Raw genomic sequence first — 21,988 nt, 5'->3', positions numbered from 1 at the left:
CGAGGAGGGCAGCTATGGCGGCGACGGATACGGATGCAGTCATGGACGTCAATAACAACGCGAATGCCATTGGCTCCCGCCCAATTTCGGCACTCGGCTCGCGGCCGGCCTGAGCCGCAGTCATCCCGATCTCGAATTCGGTATGGCAACCCAGCGGTCACGCGTGATTGATCTGCGGCCGGCGCGCGCACTCGATTGCGTACAAGAACTGCTCGACCTCGAGGACGGCTCGTCGCCGTGGCTGGCCGGTCGAATGGTCTTGTGCCGGTACGGTGCCGATCTGGCTGAGGCAAACGCCGCGGGGCACATCTGCTTTCAACGCGACGACGCTGTCGCCAACTGGTGTATTTGGCAGCGTGACTCATCGGCTTGCCCCGCCCTCGAGCGTCAGCAGGAGCAGCCGCTGCCCGACGGAAAGGACTGGTGGACGGTCAGCGCAACCAGGCGGCGCGTCTACGACGAGTTGGGCGTCGGACACCTGGCCGAGTTGCCGCTGCGCATCACGCCGTCCTCGCCGAGCCTCATGGTCTTGCGGCGCACGCAGCAGTTCGACAGCGTCGACTGCGACCTGCTCACGGCGTCTCGGTCGACGTTGCTGCTCATCGAAACGCTGGTCGACCGGCTGTTTCCGCGACTCACGACGACAGCCGGCCTGGCCGAGGACTATGCGGTGGTACTCACCGCCCGGGAACGCGAAGTACTCGAGATGCTCAGCTGCGGCCTGCTCGCACGGTCCATTGCAACGCGGCTGCAGGTCTCCGAGCGGACCGTCCACAAACACCTCGGCAGTGTCTACCGCAAGCTCGACGCGCATGACAGGCTGCTCGCCGTGAAACGAGCGCAGTCGCTCGGCTTGCTGACGCCGGCAGCGCCCGCCAGCCCGGTTCCGGCGAGGTAGTACTTCTACGCATAGGCAGGCCCACGGGGCCGGCGCACACTCGGTCCGTGAAGCACCACCTGGTGGTGAAGATGCGACGGCCCATTCCTGAGCCGCCCCGCATTGCTGACTGGATTTCGTTCATCACGGACAAGTCGAGCGTGGTGACGTCGGTCAACACCGAAGTCGACGCGGCCCTGACCACACGAGGGCTCGCGTTCTGGGTAACCCACGAATACGCCCCCGCACTCGACGGTTGGGCCGCACTCGAGATACACCACGGCCTGGATCGCACCTACCGCCTGGTGTTGCAACAGACCGAGACGCGACTGCCGGACGACGTGGTGCTGGCGGTGGCGTCGCTGCCATCTGTCGAAAGTGCCCACCAGCTCGAGGTCGGCGGTGCCGTGATACCCGACCAGCAACCGCCGCGCGTCGCGACGGGCCAGAGCCTGGCAGACGACGGCCGCAGCATGATCGGGCTGGACTTCGCGCGCGCACTCACCCGGGGACGTCGTGACGTTCGCGTCGCCGTGCTCGACACGGGGATCAATCTCGAGCACCCCGAACTGCGCGGAAAGATTGTCGCCAAAGCCGATTTCGTGGATCTCCAGGGTCTTGACACGTCGTCATTCGTGGGCGACTTCGTCGGCGCGGACGACGACCCCGAAGACGAACTCGGCCACGGCACCCATGTCGCCGGAATCATCGCCGCCGAGGGCATCCGCATGGAACCGGGCATCGCACCCGACTGCGGGCTGATGGCGGTCCGCGTCCTGGCAACCCTGGAAACCGGCGGACGCAAACAGGGTGCGGGAGTCGTCGACAACATCAACCCCGCCATCAAGTGGGCCGTCGACCAACGCGCCGATGTGATCAACATGAGCCTGGGGATCCGTCACACCGGTGGCGGCCTGCCGCACGAGGACGTCATCCGCTACGCGCTCGCACACGGCGTGAGCGTCATCGCCGCGAGTGGAAACGACGGCACCGACACCAAGTACTACCCTGGCGCGCTGCCCGGGGTGATCGCGGTCGGGGCCGTCGGCAGTGATCGCCAGGTTGCATCGTTCACGTCGTACGGCGCTCGCATAACGGTCGTCGCACCGGGCGTGAACATCTTGTCCAGCTTCGCAAAAGGGCGCTACGCCGTGGCTTCGGGCACCTCGCAGGCTGCCCCATGCGTGGCCGGCGCTGTAGCGCTGCTGAAATCCTTCGCCCGGGACAACGGGGTCGGGCTCGGCGTCGAGGACGTGGCCCGGATCCTCCGCGAAACGTCCGACCGGCCCGATCGCCAACTTCGGACACCGCACGCAGGCTACGGCGTGATCAACATGACCGACGCCTTCAAATGGCTGATGGCATCACTGAATTGAAGCCCCGGGGCCGCAGGCCCAAAGCGACACGGCACGCAGGAGATTCCCATGACGACACCGAACGGTTCCGAATTCGAGCCGAGCGTCATCGCACCCCAGGGGTTCAGACTCCGGCGGGCCAACGCCACGATGACCGGCTTCACCGCGGCCGTGGATTCCTTCGGGGAAGAGCGGCTCGACGAGCTCGACGCCTTGCTCAGGAAGCGGATCATTCCCAAGGGCGACAGGGCCAGGGACATGCTCGTCGAGTTGCTCAGGGCACCGCTGACGGCGCGACGCGCGTCGCCCGGCGTCGGCAAATGGGCGGACGGCAGTCTCGCCGACCGGCTCCGTGACCAACATCAGGACCCGGCCGAACAGACGATGCACGAGGTGATCGACGAAGACCCCGCACTGGCGCGGATGCGATACCGCTTCGACGAGAGCCTCGACGCCCGGCGCACCGGCCTGGACATCAACACACGAACGGTTCTGGACCGCACCAGTGTGCGGGACCTGCTCGTGCTGCAGGCAGCGTTGATACTCGGCATCACTTCGCAGTCCGCCCTGCTCAACTTTGTCTTCACCAATCCGGTTGGGGTGCAACAGGTCGTCCGGTATGCCGTAGTCAGCGCGGCGCGTGACCACATCCAGGACAAGCGCCTGCGGGTCCGAGGGATCGACGAAGACAACAGCGAGGTCGTCGCCGCGCTCTCGAAGCTGAGCCTGTCGGAGGAATCGCTCGGCACCGCGTCGATCGGGATAGCCACGTCCTTCATCGAAAGCTCGAAGTACGACGAACTGATCGAGGAGGGCACCAAGCTCAAGATCACCGACATACCCGCAGAGATCCGGCCGCGACTGGTGCAGTACATCAAGGAATCCACCGTCGAGGTCACCAAGCAGAACGCGCCGTTCATCCTGCCGATGTATCTGGCCAAGGCCGCGACGACGAGCACGACCTCCAGCGGAACAACGACCGACGACCCGTTCTCGGTCAGCTTCTTCGTCGAGGACAGCGCTTCGTTGCAGGTGTCCACCGCGGCCGTGAAATGCGCTGCCCAGCTCTACTACGTCATGGTGCTGGGCGAGGAACTCGGCGTGTTCGACGCAGTTCGTTACTTCACACATCGCTACCTGTTCCGCGAGGGTTTCGCGGTCGAGGACCCGCGGCTACGGCGCGACCTCGAAAACTACGTGTTCTCAGAGCAATTCCCCGGACTCGATCGCGAGACCGGACAGGACCGGACCATGCGCTGCACCCGCGACGGCGAACGGCGCTCGTTCTACCGCCAGGTCTTCAATCACGGCACGGAACCTGTTCCGGGAGAAGGGGTTCCGAACGCCGAATTCGGCCGGCTCTGGAAGATCCTGATGCTCGAATCGGCGCGCTACCTGGAGCGCGCGCAATCGAGCCCGAATCCGGACAACTATGTGTCCCGGCAGAACGTCATGCAGGCGGTGGAGGACTTGCAGTACAACCTGTCCGTCACGTGCGTCGGCATGGCGACGGTGATGACCCCGCTGATGTATGCCGAACTCGACTTCGTGGTCAACCGCATTCTCGGGCACGAGGAGGTGCGCAAGCATCTGGTGCCATCGGGTGGTTCGTGGTGGAAGGTCGTCGAGAAACTTCAGGCCGGCCAGGGCCGCAGGGGCCGAGCTTCGGTGTTGCACAACAAGGCCCGGCTCGGCTACTCGTTGCTCCGCGCGATCGCCGAGTACACCCCCTCCCGCTTCGAGGAGGACGGGCCCTTCTCGGCGTTCATCAGCAACGTCGATGCGTTCATCACCACGCAGTCGATCCTGCAGGAAGAAGCCGAAAGCCGCACCGGCACAGCCGAAACCGGTGACGGCGCTTCGTATGACGACGAATACGGCGACGCGGGCAACGGCGGCGGCCACGGTAACGGCCACCTGCCGGGTATGCCCGATGTGTCGAAACTTCCTGGCATGCCCAGCATCCCAGGCGTCAGCGCGCCGTGGCCCGGATCATCGAACGGCAATTCCAACGCAGGTACGAACGGTGCACCCGTACCGACGCATGCGTCCGGTGGGTCCGGCGACGAGTGGGACTTCTAGGGCAAATCGGCGACGGAGGCATGGAGGCGCAAATGACCGACATCGTATCCCCCGACGGCGAGATCCTCGGGCAGGCCCGCAGCATCGCGCAGAGCTGGCTGGCGAGCAGCCCGGCGTTCGCGAATCTCGCGTGGGAAGACCAGCAGCAGGTCTACTTCGACACCGTGCGGCGAGAAGCCGACAGTCTGCTCCGCCAGCAGGGGCGGCCGCCGCAGTACTCGGTGCCCACGGCCACCGATTCGGGTAAGGAGATGGGATTCAAGGGCTACGACCCCGGCTTCCAAGGGTCCACCCAGGCGTTCAACGAACTGGTCGATTCCGTCGACTTCCCGCAGTTTGTGGCCGACTTGCTCAAGGCTGTTTTCAACGCCAACTTGAAGGTGATGAAAGAGCAAACCGACGCCTACATCAAGCTGATGAAGGAGTGCACGAAGTCCACTGCCGACTTCATCAAGAAGATCAACGACGACGACACCTTCGCCAAACTCGCTGAGAGCAAGAGCGATCAGTACAACGTGACAACGGAGCAGCAGCCGGGCGGCGGCATGAAGCTCGCGCTCACCAACCCTCAAGGCGACAAGCTGGACCCCGAGGACACCGAGGTCAAGAAGGCGATCCTGGAGACCAAACTCAACATGGCCAAGGAGCACCGCGCTGCGCTGCGCGAGGTCTTGCTGATGGGTGTGACCCGGCTGGTGGTCGACAAGGGCACTGTCGAAGCGGGGGTGGAGTTCATGATCACAGCCAACCGCAAGAGCACCGCGATGCACCAGGACCAGAACATCAACACCACCACGCTGACGATGGACTACGACCCGCCGCTTTTCGGCTTGTTCGGCGGTCCCAGCGGCTCAATGTCGATGACCAACACCAACATTCAGGTCAACACCTCGCAGAAGGAGGCGACCGACACCCTCTCCGCCAAGCTGACGGGCAAGGTCAATATTCAATTCAAGACCGACTACTTCAAGCTCGACAACTTCGCGAACATGTACGCCGACGGCGGCGTCGCGGCCATCAAACCGCCTGGCACCCCAGGCGCTCCGGGCGCCGGCGCGCTGCCCGCCGGCCGTTAGCCCATGAACTGCCATGGCGCTCGCCATCCTGCGCTTGGACGACAGCGACGAAACCGGTCTCGCGTTCAGCGCCGATACGGGAACGAGCAGCTACTACCGAATCCATCTCGGCAAGGAGGTTCGACGTGACGAAGGAATCGACCTCGTCGACGGGCCTTACTGGTCGTCGCAGCTCCAGCTCAACCCGCGCGCCGGCAAGCACCTGGACACCCACACCACGATTCGGCTGCCTGCGAACGTCGTCACCGAACGCGGCACGCTCGCGCAACTCGAGACGTGCCACGGACCCGACGGCCGTGGGCCGGCGTACTCCCGGCCGGTGCGGGTGGCCGTCCCCGTCGGCGCCCCATCGCTCATCGGCGCTCGGGGCGGCTCCCGGGGGCGGGTGCTGACGATGTCCGCGCCGACGCTGACTGGACAGGAGCCGACATCCGTGCGCACCGCGGCCCTGCGGCGCCCGCGGGCCGTGCCCGTGTGCAGCGCCGAGGAGCGTTTCAGCCGGCCGGCCAGCGTTGCCGACCTGATCGGTGCCGTCGCCAAGGCCGCTACTCCGATCGTGCTCGATGTCCTCAACCGTGCCGCGCAGCCGGGCGGCCCGACGGCCGGTACCGCCGGCGGCAACGACGTTGCGGGCCTTGCGATCCCGGCGCTCCTCTCTGATGTGCTGCGGGCAGTTCTCGGTGCGCTCGCGCAACCCCCGGCCGCACCCGCACAACCCCCCGCCGCAGCCGCACAGCCTCCCGCCGCGACGGCGGCCGTTTCTCGACCGGCGTCGACGCAGATGCGAGCCACGAACCGCTTCTTCCCCGACGCGTACACCCGGCCGATGATCTTCGGTGTCGATGACGCCCTGCTGGCCGCCGTTGCGGGTCCCGCCCTCTCCGGCGTCGTCGGCCCGTTGGTGCAGGCCCTCCCGCAACTGCTCAACGCGGCCAACAAGCAGAAGCTCGATCGCCAGGCGGCGACCGACAAGCATGTCACCGACCTGCTGTCCGAGGTGAACCGCAGCATGCTGATGCAGCAGCTCATCTCCGCACAGAATCAGCCGGTGAATCCCGGCGTCACGTCATCCGATCTCGCTGCGATCGGGGCGCTGCTCCAGCAACTGGCGACCGCTCCCGCACCGGCAGGCACGCCCACAACCGCCATCGCCCGTCCCGCCAGCACTACCGATCCGACGGTGGCTCCGATCGCCAGCCGGGCGGTGCTGAGTCCGGTCACAGGCCCCGCGGTGACGCTGTTGGGTAATTCTCGCGTGGCGTTCGTGCATGACCAGGCGATCACGTTGCGCTATCGGCTCGACGTCGGTAACGGCGGACCCGTGACCGCGATCCCGCGCGCGATCCTGACCCTGTGTGCACGTGAGCCCGGCGGTGCCAGTGACTTGTGTTGGCACACGGAGAAATTGACGAACGTCGCGCCCGGCACCGAGGTCAAGATCGCACTCACCCCCGACGAAAGCAAAGCGCTGCCCGCCGACACCGACCTCGATGTACTGGCGTCTCTCCGCTGGAAGGGCGCCAAAGGCGCCTATCAAGCCACCTGCGTGCACAGACTGACACTGGCCTCCCGCGTTCAGGTCCGTGAGCGCGGCGACGTCATCGGCAACCTCGTCGAGCTCACTGATATGAACCGGTTCCGCTCGTTCTGGAACAAGGTGTGGGACTCCCCGACTCACGGCGCGGGCACCGAAGCCCTCCCGCTGTGGGGGCTGGATGCGGCACTGCGCTACTCGGTGGTGACAGTCGGCGCCACACAGGGCAACGGGCTCATGCAGGCCCGCGTTCAACAGGAACCGACGGATCAGGGCTTGCGGGCACAGACCAAGGGGCGCATCAAGAGTGGCCTCGAAGTCAGCGTCACCGAGCTCAACAAGCTGTTGCCGCTATGGGCCGGCGAGCAACCGCTCGCGGACGCGGACCTTGCTGCGTTCACGGCGCGAAATTGGTTGGCCGGACAGGGCGGCGACACCATCACCCAGGTGCGGATGTCGGGCAAGCGCGGCACCCGCGGCGCGCTGTGGGTGGTGCCTGTCCTGAAACTCCGCGCCTTCACACTCGCGACCGGGACCGAAGCCGACCCCTACGGCCAGCTCATCAGCACGCAGGACCGCACCGTTCATTTTCCGGTTATCGAAAGCGTCCGCGTCCTCGGGCTCGCCTCGCTACGCGACGGCAGCGACCCGGCGGACCCGGCTGCGGTCGATGGTGCGCAGTACCGCTTCGACGGATACGACGTGGTGCTGCAGTCATTGGTCGGGCTCGAACCCGCTCAGCCCATTTCGAAGGCGACGGGGTGAGCCCGATGGACGAATCGTTTCTTCCGTTGTCCGAGTTGCTGCCGGGGCTGTTGCCGGCACTGCCCGACCTCTACGATCCCGAGGCCGGCGTGCGCTCACGGGTCACCGGCCTCGATGTCGAGACTCCGGTCGAACTGGACATCGCCGTGGACGCCGAAGGCTTTGTCCGGCTTGGCGGAACGCCGCCGATCTACCATGTAGAGACCAGCACGCTACCGGTGTTCCACACGATTCGGTTGGTCGCGGTACGCGACGAGCAGGAAACCGGCTGATGGCAGTCCACACTCGGCCCGACGAGGTCGGCCCGCGCGGCCCCGCCAACTCCGCTTGGCGGTTGGAGGACTTCGTGGACTCGCTTGTCGTGGAGCTCGATAAAACCCGAGAAACGCTCGCGGTCAAGGCAATCAACAAACCGCTCAGCTACTCGGTGAAGGAGGTTGCGCTCGACGTGAACGCCTTCCCGACCTACGACGGTGACACGGTGCGTTTCACCACCGCTCAACCGGGCGAAGATGGTGCCTCCAAACTGACGATCCAGCTCGGCTCGATCACCGACCAACAGGTGCGCGCCACCACCAAACACCGTGCGGGCGAACCGGATCAGAAACTCACCGAGCTCGACGTGGATGACGCCACCCGATCCAAGCTGCGCAAGATCGGAGTGAACTCCGTGGATGATTTGAAAGATCTCGAGGCACGAAACGTGGACCTCAAGTCGGCGACCGGCACCGACATCGACTACAGCAGCCTGGCGCGCAAGATCAATCAGTCACGCAGGGCCAAGGCTGCGCCCGCGATCGAGGGTGTCAGCCTGTCGCAGACCGACGGCGAGCCGTGTCTGCTCATCGAGGGCCGCAACCTCGGCTTGGATCCGACCTTCCCGCCCGTTGCGGTGCTCAACGACCGACTGGCCGAGGTGTTGTCCAGTGGCCCAGGCCATCTGACCATCCGACTCGGGCCGCAGATCTCCCTCCGCGAGGACAACGAGGTTGTACTGACCTTGGATCCCTACGCGGTCGTCAAGGTGAACGTGAGGGTGTGAGATTCATGGAAAGCCAATCAGCAACTCGCGACCTCGAATTCGACTGGTTGATGCGAACGAGATACGGCTGCGCACAGGAGAGTTCGGACCAACACCCCGATCAGCGGACACGGCGATCTGTGACGATGACCGCCGATTCGGGCACCGAGGTGATCCCTCAGCCGAGCGTCAGCGCGGCCGAAGAGCTGCCTGAATACGTGGTGGACCGAGTCCCCGCTGTCGTCGCCCGGCCCGTCGACCCCGCACCCTCACCGCCGCCGCTGCAGCCGCCCGCCGCAATGCCGCCGGCAGCCTCGACTCCCCCCGAAACACTCTCCGCGCCAGCGGAACCCCCACCGCCGTCGTCCGCCCTGCCACCCTTGGCGCCGTCCCCGGCACAACCGATGCCCGCACCATCGCCGACGCCGGCCCAACCCATGCCCGCGCCCTCTCCGGCCCCGACACAACCCATGCCGGTACCGCCCACCGAATCTGCGCTGCCCGCGTCCATCGCAGGCTCGCCGTTGACGGACGCGGACCTGGCAAACGACATCCGCGCCATCCTGTCCGGCGGCGGCGCGCAGGGATCGGCCGCCGTCCCGATGTCGGACCCAGGACGTCCGGTGGACAGCCCGAATACCCAAGAGATCTTCGACAAGATCCGCGCCAGCATGGCCTACGCGAACAGTTACGACCTCGGCACCCACGATCTGCGCCGCTTCGAGCAGTTCGAACGCAATGCCGCCGCGGCTTCGCGGGTCCCGGCGCCGCCCTCGGCACCGCCGATCACCGAAACCATGTCGCAGCCCGTCATTGCGCCCGAGGTGCTTTCCGGAGTCGCCCTGGTCCCCGGCTGCGCGGGCGCCGCGCTCACCATGGCCCTGGCGCCTGAACGCAGCGTGGCGATGTACGACACCGGCGAGCACGTGCTGTCCGCGGGTGACCTCTATCCCGACCAGTTGACGGTCGGTAGCGGTGCGGGCGTGGCGTTTTCGTACGGGCAGCTGGTTGCCATGGGTGACTTCTACGACACCGTCGACGATCTGAAGAATGCCGCCCCGGCCGAACTCAGCCAGCTCAAGGCGCTGATCACCCGCAACACCGCCTTCTATCGCAAGCCGATCGGCAGCCGACCGAAGGACGATCCCGACGACATCTCGCACAAGCAGTGGAACGACGCAACGCACAAGCGCTACCTCGCGCTCGCGGACGACAACTACGCGCACTTCTCCCCGCCCGATGTGCTCGGACTCACCGACCACATCACCAGACCGACCAACAGGTCGGAATGGGAGAAGTACCACAACCGTGCGATCGAAGAGATGAAGGCCCTGGTGGCTGCACACCCGAACGCGTCGGTGGCGCCGTTCGGGCCGCTCGCGACAAACGCTTTCGGCGACCATTTCCTCACCGACGCGTTCGCATCGGGGCATATGGTGAACAAGGAAGTTGTGATCAACCGCTTCCGCCGCCAGTTCTACCAGGGCACAAGCACTTTGACGTCCGCTGCCAAGAAGTTCCTCGAAAAGCTCGCCGCCGCCGCGTGGGCGCGCCCCACGATCCGTGAAACCTTCTCGCCGCTGGAGCTGCCCACCAGAGACCTCGGCAAGCTGTTCATCCAGTGGAACATCGATACCGAGAACGCCTTCCGCAAGCTGCTGATCCAGATCGCGGAGCGGGAGCCCACGAAGGTCCAGAACCTGGTGGCGAAGACGCTCCACGACCACCTGAATGAAGTCGGCGTCGAGGTCGTCAACGACAACGGCGACGGACCGTGGAAGCTCAGGGGCGACTACTACCTCGGCGAGCCCACGTTGTCGATCATGCGCAAAGCCGTCCAGCAATCCGTCGACAACATCCTCAGCCCGGAAATCCTGGTCAGCGAAGCCGACCGAGGACCGCTGTCGGTCGCCTACCACGGCGCACAGATCGCGAAGGTCCGGAAATACCTGCCGAAACCCACCGCCGCGGGCCGCGCCCAGGTGCTCAAGGCGATCGACTTGTTCACCGACCTCAACTCGCAGACGCTGCTCACCGCCGCGGCCGACCTGCTCGAACGACAGCGAAAGCTCATCGCTGAAGAACTCATCGAGCGCAAATTCCTTTCCGACGAGCGAAGCTGAGGAGAGCCGCGATGAGCACCACGACCGTCAACCGGTTCCTCGACCGCCGCTACTACAGCACCGGCGTCCTCGATCGTCCTGGCCGCGCCCGGTCTTTCGCGGGGACTGCTTCCGCTGCCGACCGGACACTGATCGTCCTCATCGAGAACGGCGGCGTCGACCTCGGCCTGCCCGACCTCGTCGACAAGTTGATCAGCGAAATACCCGGCGCATCGTCGATCATCAGCGACGGCATGAAGACGCAGATCGTGACGTCGCTACGCGAATGGCTGCGGACCACGACGGACAACCTGATCGAGACGGCGGAACTGACGCTCAACCGCTACTCGGCGACGAAGCCGGGCAGCTACGGCGACGTCGTGATTCTGCGGGACTCCTCGGCCACTTTCGCAGAACTCAAGGCGGCCCTGTTCGCCGCGTCGCGCGCAGGCAAGGTCATCGATCTGATGATCCTCACCCACGGGCGGAGCAACTACATCTCGGCTGACAACGGCATCGACGGCGACCGAATCCGTTCACTGGCAAGGGAATACGGCGGCCCGCTGAGCATTCGCTCGGTGTACATGATGAACTGCGTCGGCTCCAGCCTCAACCAGGCGTGGCTGGATATCGGCGCCCGCACCAGCGCGGGCAGCCATGAGAACAACTACCTGCCCGAGCCGACGACGTACTTTTTCTTCTCTGCGTGGAAAGCCGGTCAGTCCTTCGAGTCGGCGGTGACGGGTGCGTACCGGAAGACCATCGATGAGATCAATGCCACGCTGCGCGCCATCGTCACCGCGATCGCCCCGCTCGCCGGTGCACTGCTGGCATCCAAGATCGATGTCAGCGGCCTGTCGTTCATCGTGGCGAGCCGTCCTGAGGTGGTAGGCGCCGGCAGCATGACGATCTCGACCGACGCCCTGCCGCCCGCATCGAGCGGGACGTCGACCGGCCAGAGCCTGGTCATCACGGTGGTGCCGCCCGGCGCGCGGGCGCTGACCAAGGGGATGTCGGTGCCTCGTTCCGTCTCGCCCAGCGGACGCACCTTCATCCTCCGGTGGGAGCAGGCCGGACCGGAACTCGATCGCCGGATCGCGGCCGTGGAGGCATTCCTCACCGACCGGATCGCGATCCCGCTGACGCAACCGCAGGTCGACGCGCTCGCCTGCTTCGGCGTCGGTATCGGCGCCACACCGCTGCTGAGGTCCACGCTGCTGAAGCTTCTCGATGCCGGCGATCTGGCCGCTGTGCCGGGCGAGATGCGCAAGTGGATACGCCTGCGTCAGGATGGCCGCATCGTCGAGAACGAGCGGCTGATGGAGCGCAGGCGCGCCGAGGCTGAGCTCTTCGGTGGCGGCACGACCGCCGTCGCCGTCCCCGCGTCACGCGAGGTGCACGAGTACTCATACCAACAGAACCCCGCGGCCGCCGCGATCGGCCTGGCCGAGGTGGTCGAGTGGGGGCTGGCAGCGGGCGCGATCGTGCAGGCAGGTGTCCAGGACGCGTCCGGATCGTTCAGCCTGACCTACGACGACGCGCACCGGTTGCTCACCCCACAGGGCAGGTTGGGTATGCCGGGCGTCGCGGCGGCGACCCAGAACTACCGGCGGCGATTCCTCGTGGTGCCGCAGTTCCGGGCAGGCACCGCGCACGCCACGATCGACGTGGTGTGGAGCGGGAATGCCTACGGCGAGATCACGTCGGTGGTCTTCGAACGCGTCCTGACCGAATCGAGCGATTGGTCGAAGTCCGACCTACGCATCACGGTCAATGCGATGAGCCGCATACCGGTGAGCCGCGACCCGCGCGAATGGCCGTTGACATTCCGCTATCAGGGCTCCTACGACCCGATGGGCAACGGGCTCTTCGAGTTCCAGGGCGAGATCGAGGTCAACGCGTTCGGCGGCATCCGCTGGATCAGCAAGCATCAGGTTGTCTCGCGGTCGCTTTCGGACTTCTTCATCACCGGCGAGCCGGAGGACCAGGTGCGGCGGGGACCCGACGTCTGGCCCGCGACGCCGGCGATCCCGGCCGAGCAGGCGAAGTTCCTGCGCGAGAACGTGCCGACCTAGACGGTCAGGCCTTGATCGGCTTCGGGGCCTTCCAGGTACCGTCGAGCGCTTCGGGTTTGGGCCAGTACAGCCGGATCGCGATGACGAACGGCCCGGCCGGGGCCGGCAGCCAGTTGGCTTCGCGGGCGGGTCCCGGTGACTTGTTCTGCAGATTCAGCGTGATGCCGCCGTCGGGATCCTTGATCAGGGTGGGCAACATGGCCGAGTTGATCAGGTACCGGTTGATGGGGTTGGGCACCAGCAGGCTCTGCGGCAGCTCGTACATCGTCACCGACCAGAAGGCGTTGACCGGCGGCAGCTGCCCGGGGGCGAACCGCAGCGTGTAGTTGTTCGCACCGATCAGCGGCGCGCCGGTGCTGTCGTTCGCCGCCCCCGGATAGATCGCCTCGGCCGCGGTGTTGCCGTAGATGCCGAGCACCGCGCCGGCCATCCGGTACAGGTAGTTGCCCTTGAGATCGGTTGCGGTGCCGAACAATTGGGCCGACGTCACCTCGTCGGTGTCGAACTTGTCCTTCTTGAACGTGTCGAACGCCGCCCAGGCGTCGGCCATGCCGTCCTCGACGGCCTTGCGGTTCTCGGGTGTCAGCTGGTCTGCCCGGAAGGTGCCGTCGGGACCGATGCCGATGGTGGCGAAGCGCTGCCGCATGACCTCCTCGGCAGGTTGCGCCGGCGCGAACTTCATTGCGAAGTTGAGGATTTCGAAGAACTTCGGCGACGTGCGCTCATCTTGCGCGGACAGCGGGGCGACGAAGTCGATGGGCGGTGCGGGCGGTGGCGGCTGCTGCTTGAGGAACCCCGACAACGGGGTCACCTGGTAACCGGCCTGAATCTTCTTGACGTTCTCGATGTCGGTCGGCCCGAACAGCTGGGTGCGGTACAGCACGAACGCCAGCTCGGTCGAGCTGCGGATCACCCGCTCGATGCCCGGCGGCGTCGCACCGTGCCAATTCGGGCCGGCCAGCAGGTATTTGCCTGCGCCGTTACCGGTGGCGCGGCTGCCGACGTACGCGATGTTGTAGGTGTAGCCGTCGACGAACTGCAGCGAGTAGTAGCGCCCGGCCTCGACCGGCGGGACGCTCAGCACCAACGGCTCGGCACGCAGATCGGCACCGAGGAACGAGTACGGCGTGTCCGAGTTGGGCGTCTGGATCGCCTTGTCCTCCGGCGTGTAGACACGTGCGGTGTTGTGGATCTCGTTCCAGGCGCCCTTGTATTCGGGCCCGGCCTTGTCGGCGAAGTACGAGTACTGGACCCGGTAGTTGTCGACCATCGGAAATCCGTATGTGTAAGCGGATTTCGCGATGGCCCGCACCTGCTCCGGCGTCGGCGGCTGCGGCGCCGAGGGGCCCGACGACTCGCGGCCGGAGCAGCCGGTGGCCGCCAGCAACAGGGCGGCCAGGCAGAGGTAGACGATGCCGACCCGCACCGTCATCCCTTACTGAATTGCTCGGCCTGAGCGCTGGATGAGCGGCCCAGCGCGGCCACCTCGGCGTCCATCCGGGGCAGCAGATCGGGCACGAACTTGGCCACCGGCACCTCACCGATGCGCGTCGCCAGCAGCGGCCGCAGCCAGCGCAGCGCGCCGACCCAGCCGGGGCAGTTCACCCGGGTCTTGCGTCCCTCGATACCGGCGACGAAGGCCTCGCCGCACTTGTCGACCGACGTCGTCTTGCTGATGGGCCACGGCAGCTTCGTCAGCATCTCGGCGAACGTCGACAGGTCGGACTTGGTGTCGCGGACCATGGCGGTGTCGATCCAGGACATGTGTGCCGAGCCGACGTCGACGCCGCGGTACCCGACCTCGAGACGCAGCGCGTTGGCGAAGTGCTCGACGGCGGCCTTGGAAGCGTTGTAGGGCGCCAGGCCCGGTGCCGCGGTGTAGGCGGCCAGCGACGACACGATCAGGACGTAGCCGCGGCGGTCGAGGACCGACGGCAGCGTGGCGCGCACGGTGTGGAACACCCCGAGGACGTTGATGTCGAGCAGCCGCTTGAAGGCCTCGGGATCGACCTGCAGCACCGAGCCGTAGGTCGCGATACCGGCGTTCGCCATCACCACGTCGATACCGCCGAAGCGGTCGACGGCCGCGTCGGCGGCGGCCTGCATCGACGACAGGTCGCGGACGTCGGCGACCACGGTCAGGACATCGTCACCGAGCGTCGCGGCGGTGGCGTCCAGCGCCGCCGCGTCGACGTCGGTCAGCACCAGCTTGGCGCCCTTGCGGTGCAACCGGCGGGCCACCTCGGCCCCGACCCCCGCAGCACCACCGGTGATGAAGACGACTTTTCCGTACACAGAACCCATGGTGGCAAAAAGTACTCTCACGCCGAAGTGACTAGAGGGTCACCCCGAGCAGCGCGTCGACGGCGTCGGCCACCAACCGCGGCGAGGCCGGGTCGTGCCCGCCGTACTCGAGCGCGTCCGTCGACCAGCCATCAAGGGCGGCAAGGACTTTCGGGGTGTCGAGATCGTCGGCCAGGTACCGGCGGACCCGGGCGAGCAGATCGGTGGCATCGGGCCCGGCGGGCAGTGCGGTGGCCGCCCGCCAGCGCTGCAGCCGCATCTGGGCGGTGCTGAGGACCTCGGGGCTCCAGAACCGGTCGGCGCGGTAGTGCCCGGCCATCAGACCCAGCCGGATGGCGCCCGGGTCGACACCGTCGGCCCGCAGCCGTGACACCAGCACCAGGTTGCCGCGGCTCTTGCTCATCTTGTGGCCGTCCCAGCCGATCATCCCGCCGTGCACGTAGTGCCGGGCGAAACGCCGCTCCCCCGTTACCGATTCGGCGTGTGCGGCAGAGAACTCGTGGTGCGGGAAGGTCAGGTCGCTGCCGCCACCCTGGATGTCCAGGCCGGGGCCGACGCGGTTCAGCGCGATCGCCGCGCACTCGATGTGCCAGCCCGGCCGGCCGGCGCCGAAGGGCGACGGCCAACTCGGCTCGCCGGGTCGCTGCACCCGCCACAGCAGGGCGTCCAGCTGACTGGCCTTGCCGGCGCGGTCCGGGTCGCCGCCGCGTTCGCCGAACAGCGCCAGCATGGTGTCGCGGTCATAGCCGGACTCGTAGCCGAACTGCGTGGTGGCGTCGGCCCGGAAGTAGACGTCGGGGTACTCGGGGTCGTCGACGACGTACGCCGCGCCGGACGCCAGCAGCTTCTCGACGAGCTCGACGACCTCGGAGATCGACTCGATGGCGCCGACGTAGTCGTGCGGCGGCAGCACCCGCAGCGCCGTCATGTCCTGCCGGAACAGCTCGGTCTCGCGGTCCCCGAGGGCGCGCCAGTCGATGCCGTCGCGGGCGGCCCGCTCGAACAGCGGGTCGTCGACGTCGGTGACGTTCTGCACGTACTGCACGTCGTGACCGGCGTCGAGCCAGTACCGGTGCACCAGGTCGAAGGTCAGATAGGTGGCGGCGTGCCCGAGGTGCGTGGCGTCGTACGGGGTGATCCCACAGACGTACATGGTGGCCTTCGGACCAGCCGAGACCGGACGGACCTGCCGGTCGGCGGTGTCATAGAGCCGGAGTTCGGGGCCGCGGCCCGGCAGGTTCGGGACGCTGGGCGCCAGCCACGATCGCATGACGTCGACTTTAGCCGTCGGTCAACTCAGCGGAATGTCGCTGCCCGGCTTCGACTCCTGATACTGCTGCGACAGTTCTTGATACCGCCGAGAAATCCGCGCGATGCGATCGTGCAGGTCGCCGCGGAGCGGTTCCGGCTCGGCATCGGCGAGGTCGCTGATCCCGTGAGCGGTCCAGAAGGCGTTGGTTCGTCGATAGCCGCCCGGGTCCAGACCGAACAGCTCCTTCAGGATTCGCAGATCATGCGGAATCGCGAAGCGCTCGCGCGAGTCCTCGTGGCTGAACAGGTAGTAGTAGTTGTCGAAACCGGCCCAGGTGATCGCCGACATGCACAGCGTGCAGGGCTCATGGGTGCTCAGGAACAGCAGGTCACGCGTCGCCGGGCGGTCTGCGATCTCGTAGAACTGGTTGAGTGTGTTGATCTCGCCATGAAAAAGCGGATTGCGCGTTTCCGCGTTGGTCCCAGCCAGCACCAACGACAGGTCCGTCTTACGCAGCAGCGCAGCCCCGAAGACCTTGTTCCCCTCGGCAACGCCGTGCGCGGTCAGCGGAAGGATGTCGGACTCGATCACGTCGAGCAGTCGTGGGACGAGCTCCATGTGAATACTCCTCATCGGTGGTTTTCGGAGCGGATGGTTACGCCGGGGCCGGTATCGTCCGCACGGTGAGGCCGCCTGATCAACCCCGGGTCGCCGGGCTGTTGCTGGCCGCGGGCGCGGGCCGTCGGTTCGGCATGCCGAAAGCCTTGGTGCCCGGGGCAATTGAGCGCGCCGTCGACGTGCTGTTCTCGGGTGGCTGCGCTTCTGTTGCCGTCGTTCTCGGCGCCGAATACGAACGCGCCGCGGCGCTCGTGCCCGACACGGCGTCGGTCATCGAGGTGGCGGGGTGGGAAGAAGGCATCGCGGCATCGCTGCGGGCGGGACTCGCGGCGATCGACGGTGAGGCCGCGCTGATCCATCTCGTGGATCTGCCCGATGTCGGTCCGGCCGTCGTCGCGCGCTTGTGTGCTCTCGCGAATCGGGACCGGCTCGCCAGGGCGACCTACTCCGGCACGCCCGGGCACCCCGTCCTGATCGGCCGCAGTCACTGGGACCGGGTCAGTGCGCGTGCTCGCGGCGACCGCGGCGCACAGGAATACCTGAACAGCGTTGGCGTGCTTCATGTTCCCTGCGAGGACCTGGCAACGGGTGAAGACACAGACACACCGGTCCGCTGATGAACATCGCCGTCGCGGTCACGCAGCGGCAGACCTGTGCCGCCTGCACGCAGGCTGATGATCTCCGCCATGACCGCGATCGCGATCTCTTCGGGAGTTCGGCCGCCCAGATCCAGTCCGATCGGAGAAGACAGCCGGGCCAATTGACTGTCGTCGATTCCCCGCTCGCGCAGCCGTGCCACCCGTTCGTCATGGGTTCTGCGCGAGCCCATCGCGCCGACGAAACCGATCTCGGGCAACGCCAGGGCCACCTCGAGTAGCGGCACGTCGAAGCGGTCGTCGTGCGTCAGAACGCAGATCGCGGTGCGCGCATCGATCAGCCCGGCTTCAGCCTGTTGCCTGAGGTAGCGATCGGGCCAGTCCACGACAACTTCGTCGGCCATCGGAAACCGGTCTTTCGTGGCGAATACCGCTCGCGCGTCGCATACCGTCACGCGGTAGCCGACGAATGCCGCCGCGTGCGCGACAGCGGCGACGAAGTCGGTCGCACCGAAGACGATCATCCGCGGTCTGGGCGCCAGTACGCGCGCGAAGACGACGTCGCCGCCAGGGCCGCTCAGTGTCCGGCTGGTGGTCAACGAGTCCGCGGCGCGCACCACAGCGTCGTCCAGCGAGCCGACGCCGAGGCTGCCCTTCACCGACCGGTCGGCGATCACCAGGTGTCCACCGGGCCCACTACCCGACGGCGCCGGCCCGCCGGCGCTGACGAGCGTGGCCAGGACAGCGGTCCGACCCCGGTCGGCGACTTTTACCGCGAACTCGAGTTCCGCGACGTTCGACGGGCCGACTCGTTCGACGAAGACATCGATGGTTCCGCCGCACATCAGACCGACAGAGAACACCGACTCGTCGCCGGCGCCGTAGCTGACGAGCCTCGGCTCGCCCGAGGACAGCACCTCCAGCGCCAGCTCGTACACCTCGCTCTCTACGCAACCGCCGCTGATGGAGCCGACGACGCAGCCGTCGCCGGTCACGAGCATCGACGTACCCGGCCCGTGAGGCGTCGATCCACTGGCAGCGACCACCGTGCACAGCGCCACCGACTCGCCGAGTCGGGTTCGGGCCAACAAATCCTCGATGACGTCCATGGTCAGTACTGAACCCGGTTGCTGTTGCCGATCCACGTCTCGAACGGCAGGAAAGACCGGTCCAGGCGGTGCTGCTGGACGGGGACGTCCCAGTGCGCCCGAGGCTTGTCGAACAGTTCGTAGAACGCCCGGTCGTCGAATCCGCCGACGGCCGCGTCGTGGCGGTCTGCCGCGAACACGATCCGATCGACCCTCGCCCACAAAGCCGCGGACAGGCACAGCGGGCAGGGTTCGCACGACGAGTAGAGCGTGTGCCCCGCAAGACTGAAGTTCCCGACCCGCTCGCAGGCGGCCCGGATCGCCATGACCTCGGCGTGTGCGGTCGGATCAAGGTTCTGCGTAACCCGGTTCTGCCCGGTGGAGACCAACTCACCGGCACCGACGACCACTGCACCGAACGGCCCGCCGCCGGCTTCGACGTTGGCCGTCGCCAGGTCGATTGCGACGCCAAGCCACTTCGGGTCGGTACCTGTGGATGCGTTCATTGCGGTGTTCCTTCCTGCGCCAGCCGCCAGACTCGGTCCCGCGACATGGGGAGTTCGTATGGACGCACACCGAGGGCGCGACGAATCGCGTTGGCCAGAGCGGGCGCCACGGGGTTGTACGGGGATTCGCTCATCGATTTCGCGCCGTAGGGACCGAGGTCGTCGGCGGTCTCGGCGAACAGCACTGCCGTCGCCGGAATGTCGGCCATCTGGGGCACCCGGTACAGGCGGAATGTGGGCGTCGACACCCGGCCCGAGTCGTCGATCATGATCTCTTCGTAGAGCGCCGATCCGATGCCCTGGGCGACGCCGCCTTCAACCTGCCCCCGGCACTGGGCCGGATTGACGACGACGCCCGCGTCGGCGGCGTGCACCGACTGCAGAATCTTGACCGTCCCGGTCTCGATATTGACCGCGACCCGGAATCCCTGCACGTTGAACGCGATCGAACGCAGTTCACCCGTCTCGGTTCCGGTCGTCTCGATGCCGTCGCCCACCCGATACTGCGCCGGCACGGCCGCGATGATGTCGCCGAATCGCACCAACCCGCTAGCGGTCTGGACCCCGTGTTCACCCAGCGCGCCGACTTCGCCGGTCAGCCGGACGACCGTGTCCAGGATCAGCTCGCGCATGCTGGACGCCGCGGCGTACAACGCCTTGCCTGCGACCGTGGTCCCCGCGGAGGCGAAGGCTCCCGTGTCGTAGTCGGCGGCATCGGTATCGCCGTTGCGCAGCGTGATCCGGTCCGGCGTGGTGGCCAGTGCGGTGGCGGCGATCTGAGTGTGTACCGTCGTGGTTCCGTTGCCGAATTCCACGGTCCCGATGCCCACCTCATAGCCCCCGCTCGGGGTGAGCCGAACCTTGACCGAGGAGTAATGGCCGCGCGGAGCCAGCGTCGCGATTGCCGACAACGCGATGCCCTCCCCTGTGCGCCACTGGGCTCCCGGCGGTACAGGCTCGCCGCCGGCACCGGCCAGGGCCCGCTCGACCAGGTCGAGGCACTGATCGAGTCCGTAACTGCCGTAGACCAGGTCCGGTTCGGGTTCGGGATGGGCGATCAACAAGTCGTCGCCGTCGCGCACCATGTTCGTGCGACGAATGGTGTACGGGTCGATACCCAGCTGCAGCGCCAGCTCATCGAGCGCACTCTCGATCGCGAAGATCACCTGGCCGAGCCCATACCCGCGGAACGCGCCCGACGGCGGATTGTTGGTGTAGACGGCCTCGGCGTCGACCCGCTTGACGGGGCATCGATAGACGGACACCGACTCCGCGCAACCGTGGAACATGACGCCCGGCGAATGGTTTCCGTAGGCGCCGCCGTCGCTCAGCACGGCCAGCTTCATCGCCGTCAATGTGCCGTCGGAGCGGGCGCCGAGTGTCACCTCGACACGCATGGGATGGCGGTATGCCGTTGCGGTGAGCTCATCGGTCCGCGACATCTCGTACGCGACCGGCCGCCCGGTGCGCAATACGGCGACCGCGACGAGGTCTTCGGTGAACATCTCCTGCTTGCCGCCGAAACCGCCACCGACCCGCGCGGTGTACACGCGCAGCCGGTCCTCGGGCAGGCCGAGCAGGAGGCACAGTTCCTTGCGAACCAGAAACGGAACCTGCGAGCTGGTGCGCAGGGTGAGCCGGCCGTCCTCGTCCAACCAGCCGATGGTGCCGTGGGCTTCCAGCTGCGCGTGCGTGACCCGCGCGGTCCGCCAGGTACCGCCGACCGTGACATCGGCGTCCGCGAGGGCTTCGTCGATGTCGCCGCCGAAACCGTCATGCATCGCCGCGATCACGTTGCGCGACGCGTCGGCGACACCGTCTTCGAGCGTCCGGTCCGGATGCAGCAGCGGCGCGCCCGCCGACCTCGCAGTCTCCGGATCGAACACTGCAGGCAGCAACTCGTACTCGATCACGATGCGGCTTGCCGCGTCCTGCGCGGCCGCGGGCGTGTCGGCGACCACTTCCGCGACCCGTTGTCCGATGAAGCGGACGACCGGGTCGAGCACGAGGGTGTCGTCCGGGTCGTCGGTCCGGATCTCGTGGCGCGCAGTGGAAAAGCGCGGCGTCGCGACGTTGAGGTGCGTGAGGATCAGTTCGACCCCGGGCACCTGCTCGGCGGCCGCGGTATCGATCGCCAGAATCCGGGCGTGCGCATGGGGTGACCGCAGCACCGCGAGATGCAGCAGCCCGGGCACGTCGAAGTCGAATGTGAAGGGCTCGCGGCCGGTGACGATTCGGCGGCCGGCGGGTGGCCGCAATGACTGTCCGATGGCCGGACCCGCAACGGCCACGCCGTCGCCACTGCCCGTGACGGCCGCATGGATCGCCTCGCGAATCGGGCGGTAGCCGGTGCAACGACACAGGTTGCCCTTCATCCGACGGTCGAGATCACCGAGGTCGTCCGGCTCGAGGGTGGCGGCGGTGACGATCATTCCGGCGGTGCAGAAGCCGCATTGAAAGGCGAAGTTGTCGCAGAACGCACGCTGCATCGGATGGAGGTCATCGCCGTCGGCGAGCCCGGCAACCGTGGTGACAGCGCGGCCACCCACCCGGGCGGCAGGGTAGATGCAGGAGTGCACCGGCACGCCGTCGAGGATGACCGCACACGCTCCGCAGTCGCCGGCGTCGCATCCCCTCTTGACGTCGAGGTGCCCGGTTTCCCGGAGCAGGGTACGCAAGCACTGCCCCGGGCGAGCGTCGGCTTCGACGGCCGTGCCGTTGACATCAAATCTCATAC

General features: G+C 66.8%; 18 protein-coding genes. 10 read left to right on the top strand and 8 right to left on the bottom strand.

Annotation, left to right across the window (positions count from 1 at the left end; genetic code table 11):
* Window positions 1-163 precede the first annotated feature (163 nt).
* From AC1U2B_RS00900 to AC1U2B_RS00870, 7 genes are read left to right on the top strand one after another with little or no spacing between them, the layout of a single operon-like run.
* Window positions 164-898, top strand: coding sequence for a helix-turn-helix transcriptional regulator (locus tag AC1U2B_RS00900; protein WP_480215332.1), 735 nt, complete (start codon window positions 164-166; stop codon window positions 896-898).
* Between the two features lie 47 nt (window positions 899-945).
* Window positions 946-2,253 carry a S8 family peptidase gene (locus AC1U2B_RS00895; protein ID WP_480215331.1) on the top strand — a complete coding sequence of 436 codons (1,308 nt, stop codon included), beginning with the start codon at window positions 946-948 and terminating at the stop codon, window positions 2,251-2,253.
* A 48-nt stretch (window positions 2,254-2,301) separates the two neighbouring features.
* Window positions 2,302-4,314, top strand: coding sequence for a hypothetical protein (locus tag AC1U2B_RS00890; RefSeq protein WP_480215330.1), 2,013 nt, complete (start codon window positions 2,302-2,304; stop codon window positions 4,312-4,314).
* 32 nt (window positions 4,315-4,346) lie between these two features.
* Window positions 4,347-5,390 (top strand): hypothetical protein, encoded by a 1,044-nt coding sequence (locus tag AC1U2B_RS00885; protein WP_480215329.1) that lies wholly within the window; start codon window positions 4,347-4,349, stop codon window positions 5,388-5,390.
* 13 nt (window positions 5,391-5,403) lie between these two features.
* On the top strand, window positions 5,404-7,689 hold the full coding sequence (locus AC1U2B_RS00880) for a MotB domain-containing protein (RefSeq protein ID WP_480215328.1): 2,286 nt from the start codon (window positions 5,404-5,406) through the stop codon (window positions 7,687-7,689).
* Window positions 7,686-7,961, top strand: coding sequence for a hypothetical protein (locus AC1U2B_RS00875; protein ID WP_480215327.1), 276 nt, complete (start codon window positions 7,686-7,688; stop codon window positions 7,959-7,961). Before AC1U2B_RS00880 ends, AC1U2B_RS00875 begins: the two co-directional genes overlap by 4 nt.
* The gene (locus AC1U2B_RS00870) at window positions 7,961-8,731 is read left to right on the top strand and encodes a hypothetical protein (RefSeq protein WP_480215326.1); all 771 of its coding nucleotides are present in this window, start codon (window positions 7,961-7,963) and stop codon (window positions 8,729-8,731) included. The genes AC1U2B_RS00875 and AC1U2B_RS00870 overlap by 1 nt, the downstream gene beginning before the upstream one ends.
* Before the next feature lie 157 nt (window positions 8,732-8,888).
* Here the strand turns inward: AC1U2B_RS00870 and AC1U2B_RS00865 are convergent, their stop codons facing one another.
* Entirely contained in the window at window positions 8,889-9,263 is a 375-nt protein-coding gene (locus tag AC1U2B_RS00865; protein WP_480215325.1) for a hypothetical protein, read from the bottom strand.
* On the opposite strand from AC1U2B_RS00865, the gene AC1U2B_RS00860 reads away from it, so the two are divergent.
* On the top strand, window positions 9,235-10,833 hold the full coding sequence (locus tag AC1U2B_RS00860) for a hypothetical protein (protein WP_480215324.1): 1,599 nt from the start codon (window positions 9,235-9,237) through the stop codon (window positions 10,831-10,833). The two genes, AC1U2B_RS00865 and AC1U2B_RS00860, sit on opposite strands and share 29 nt — an antisense overlap.
* Before the next feature lie 11 nt (window positions 10,834-10,844).
* Window positions 10,845-12,887: a glycoside hydrolase family protein gene (locus AC1U2B_RS00855; RefSeq protein WP_480215323.1), complete on the top strand. Its 2,043-nt coding sequence runs from the start codon at window positions 10,845-10,847 to the stop codon at window positions 12,885-12,887.
* Between the two features lie 4 nt (window positions 12,888-12,891).
* Here the strand turns inward: AC1U2B_RS00855 and AC1U2B_RS00850 are convergent, their stop codons facing one another.
* Genes AC1U2B_RS00850 through AC1U2B_RS00835 form a run of 4 tightly spaced genes read right to left on the bottom strand, consistent with a single transcriptional unit; the run spans window position 12,892 to window position 17,061 of the window.
* Complete coding sequence (locus AC1U2B_RS00850; RefSeq protein WP_480215322.1) at window positions 12,892-14,319, bottom strand: DUF1254 domain-containing protein; 1,428 nt, start codon at window positions 14,317-14,319, stop codon at window positions 12,892-12,894.
* Window positions 14,316-15,191 carry an SDR family oxidoreductase gene (locus AC1U2B_RS00845; RefSeq protein ID WP_480215321.1) on the bottom strand — a complete coding sequence of 292 codons (876 nt, stop codon included), beginning with the start codon at window positions 15,189-15,191 and terminating at the stop codon, window positions 14,316-14,318. The genes AC1U2B_RS00850 and AC1U2B_RS00845 overlap by 4 nt, the downstream gene beginning before the upstream one ends.
* 31 nt (window positions 15,192-15,222) lie before the next feature.
* Complete coding sequence (gene mshC / locus AC1U2B_RS00840) at window positions 15,223-16,461, bottom strand: cysteine--1-D-myo-inosityl 2-amino-2-deoxy-alpha-D-glucopyranoside ligase (RefSeq protein WP_480215320.1); 1,239 nt, start codon at window positions 16,459-16,461, stop codon at window positions 15,223-15,225.
* 21 nt (window positions 16,462-16,482) lie between these two features.
* Complete coding sequence (locus AC1U2B_RS00835) at window positions 16,483-17,061, bottom strand: tRNA-specific adenosine deaminase (RefSeq protein ID WP_480215319.1); 579 nt, start codon at window positions 17,059-17,061, stop codon at window positions 16,483-16,485.
* Between the two features lie 65 nt (window positions 17,062-17,126).
* Here AC1U2B_RS00835 and AC1U2B_RS00830 point away from each other — a divergent pair, with 65 nt between their 5' ends.
* Window positions 17,127-17,678, top strand: coding sequence for a nucleotidyltransferase family protein (locus AC1U2B_RS00830; protein ID WP_480215318.1), 552 nt, complete (start codon window positions 17,127-17,129; stop codon window positions 17,676-17,678).
* Here AC1U2B_RS00830 and AC1U2B_RS00825 read toward each other — a convergent pair.
* From AC1U2B_RS00825 to AC1U2B_RS00815, 3 genes are read right to left on the bottom strand one after another with little or no spacing between them, the layout of a single operon-like run.
* On the bottom strand, window positions 17,621-18,766 hold the full coding sequence (locus AC1U2B_RS00825) for an XdhC family protein (protein WP_480215729.1): 1,146 nt from the start codon (window positions 18,764-18,766) through the stop codon (window positions 17,621-17,623). The two genes, AC1U2B_RS00830 and AC1U2B_RS00825, sit on opposite strands and share 58 nt — an antisense overlap.
* A 2-nt stretch (window positions 18,767-18,768) precedes the next feature.
* Window positions 18,769-19,251 carry a nucleoside deaminase gene (locus AC1U2B_RS00820; RefSeq protein WP_053853880.1) on the bottom strand — a complete coding sequence of 161 codons (483 nt, stop codon included), beginning with the start codon at window positions 19,249-19,251 and terminating at the stop codon, window positions 18,769-18,771.
* On the bottom strand, window positions 19,248-21,986 hold the full coding sequence (locus AC1U2B_RS00815) for a molybdopterin-dependent oxidoreductase (RefSeq protein WP_480215317.1): 2,739 nt from the start codon (window positions 21,984-21,986) through the stop codon (window positions 19,248-19,250). The genes AC1U2B_RS00820 and AC1U2B_RS00815 overlap by 4 nt, the downstream gene beginning before the upstream one ends.
* Between the last annotated feature and the right edge of the window lie 2 nt (window positions 21,987-21,988).

This window comes from Mycolicibacterium sp. P4_G11 (assembly GCF_056555145.1).
This window is presented reverse-complemented; position numbering and strand designations above follow the sequence as displayed.

Bases quoted from the DNA above. Each gene is read 5' to 3' on its own strand.
- AC1U2B_RS00850 (WP_480215322.1), bottom strand. From the start codon at position 14,319: ATGACGGTGCGGGTCGGCATCGTCTACCTCTGCCTGGCCGCCCTGTTG.
- AC1U2B_RS00880 (WP_480215328.1), top strand. From the start codon at position 5,404: ATGGCGCTCGCCATCCTGCGCTTGGACGACAGCGACGAAACCGGTCTC.
- AC1U2B_RS00825 (WP_480215729.1), bottom strand. From the start codon at position 18,766: ATGGACGTCATCGAGGATTTGTTGGCCCGAACCCGACTCGGCGAGTCG.
- mshC (WP_480215320.1), bottom strand. From the start codon at position 16,461: ATGCGATCGTGGCTGGCGCCCAGCGTCCCGAACCTGCCGGGCCGCGGC.
- AC1U2B_RS00835 (WP_480215319.1), bottom strand. From the start codon at position 17,061: ATGGAGCTCGTCCCACGACTGCTCGACGTGATCGAGTCCGACATCCTT.
- AC1U2B_RS00885 (WP_480215329.1), top strand. From the start codon at position 4,347: ATGACCGACATCGTATCCCCCGACGGCGAGATCCTCGGGCAGGCCCGC.
- AC1U2B_RS00820 (WP_053853880.1), bottom strand. From the start codon at position 19,251: ATGAACGCATCCACAGGTACCGACCCGAAGTGGCTTGGCGTCGCAATC.
- AC1U2B_RS00865 (WP_480215325.1), bottom strand. From the start codon at position 9,263: ATGTCGTTTGCCAGGTCCGCGTCCGTCAACGGCGAGCCTGCGATGGAC.
- AC1U2B_RS00870 (WP_480215326.1), top strand. From the start codon at position 7,961: ATGGCAGTCCACACTCGGCCCGACGAGGTCGGCCCGCGCGGCCCCGCC.
- AC1U2B_RS00815 (WP_480215317.1), bottom strand. From the start codon at position 21,986: ATGAGATTTGATGTCAACGGCACGGCCGTCGAAGCCGACGCTCGCCCG.
- AC1U2B_RS00845 (WP_480215321.1), bottom strand. From the start codon at position 15,191: ATGGGTTCTGTGTACGGAAAAGTCGTCTTCATCACCGGTGGTGCTGCG.
- AC1U2B_RS00855 (WP_480215323.1), top strand. From the start codon at position 10,845: ATGAGCACCACGACCGTCAACCGGTTCCTCGACCGCCGCTACTACAGC.
- AC1U2B_RS00890 (WP_480215330.1), top strand. From the start codon at position 2,302: ATGACGACACCGAACGGTTCCGAATTCGAGCCGAGCGTCATCGCACCC.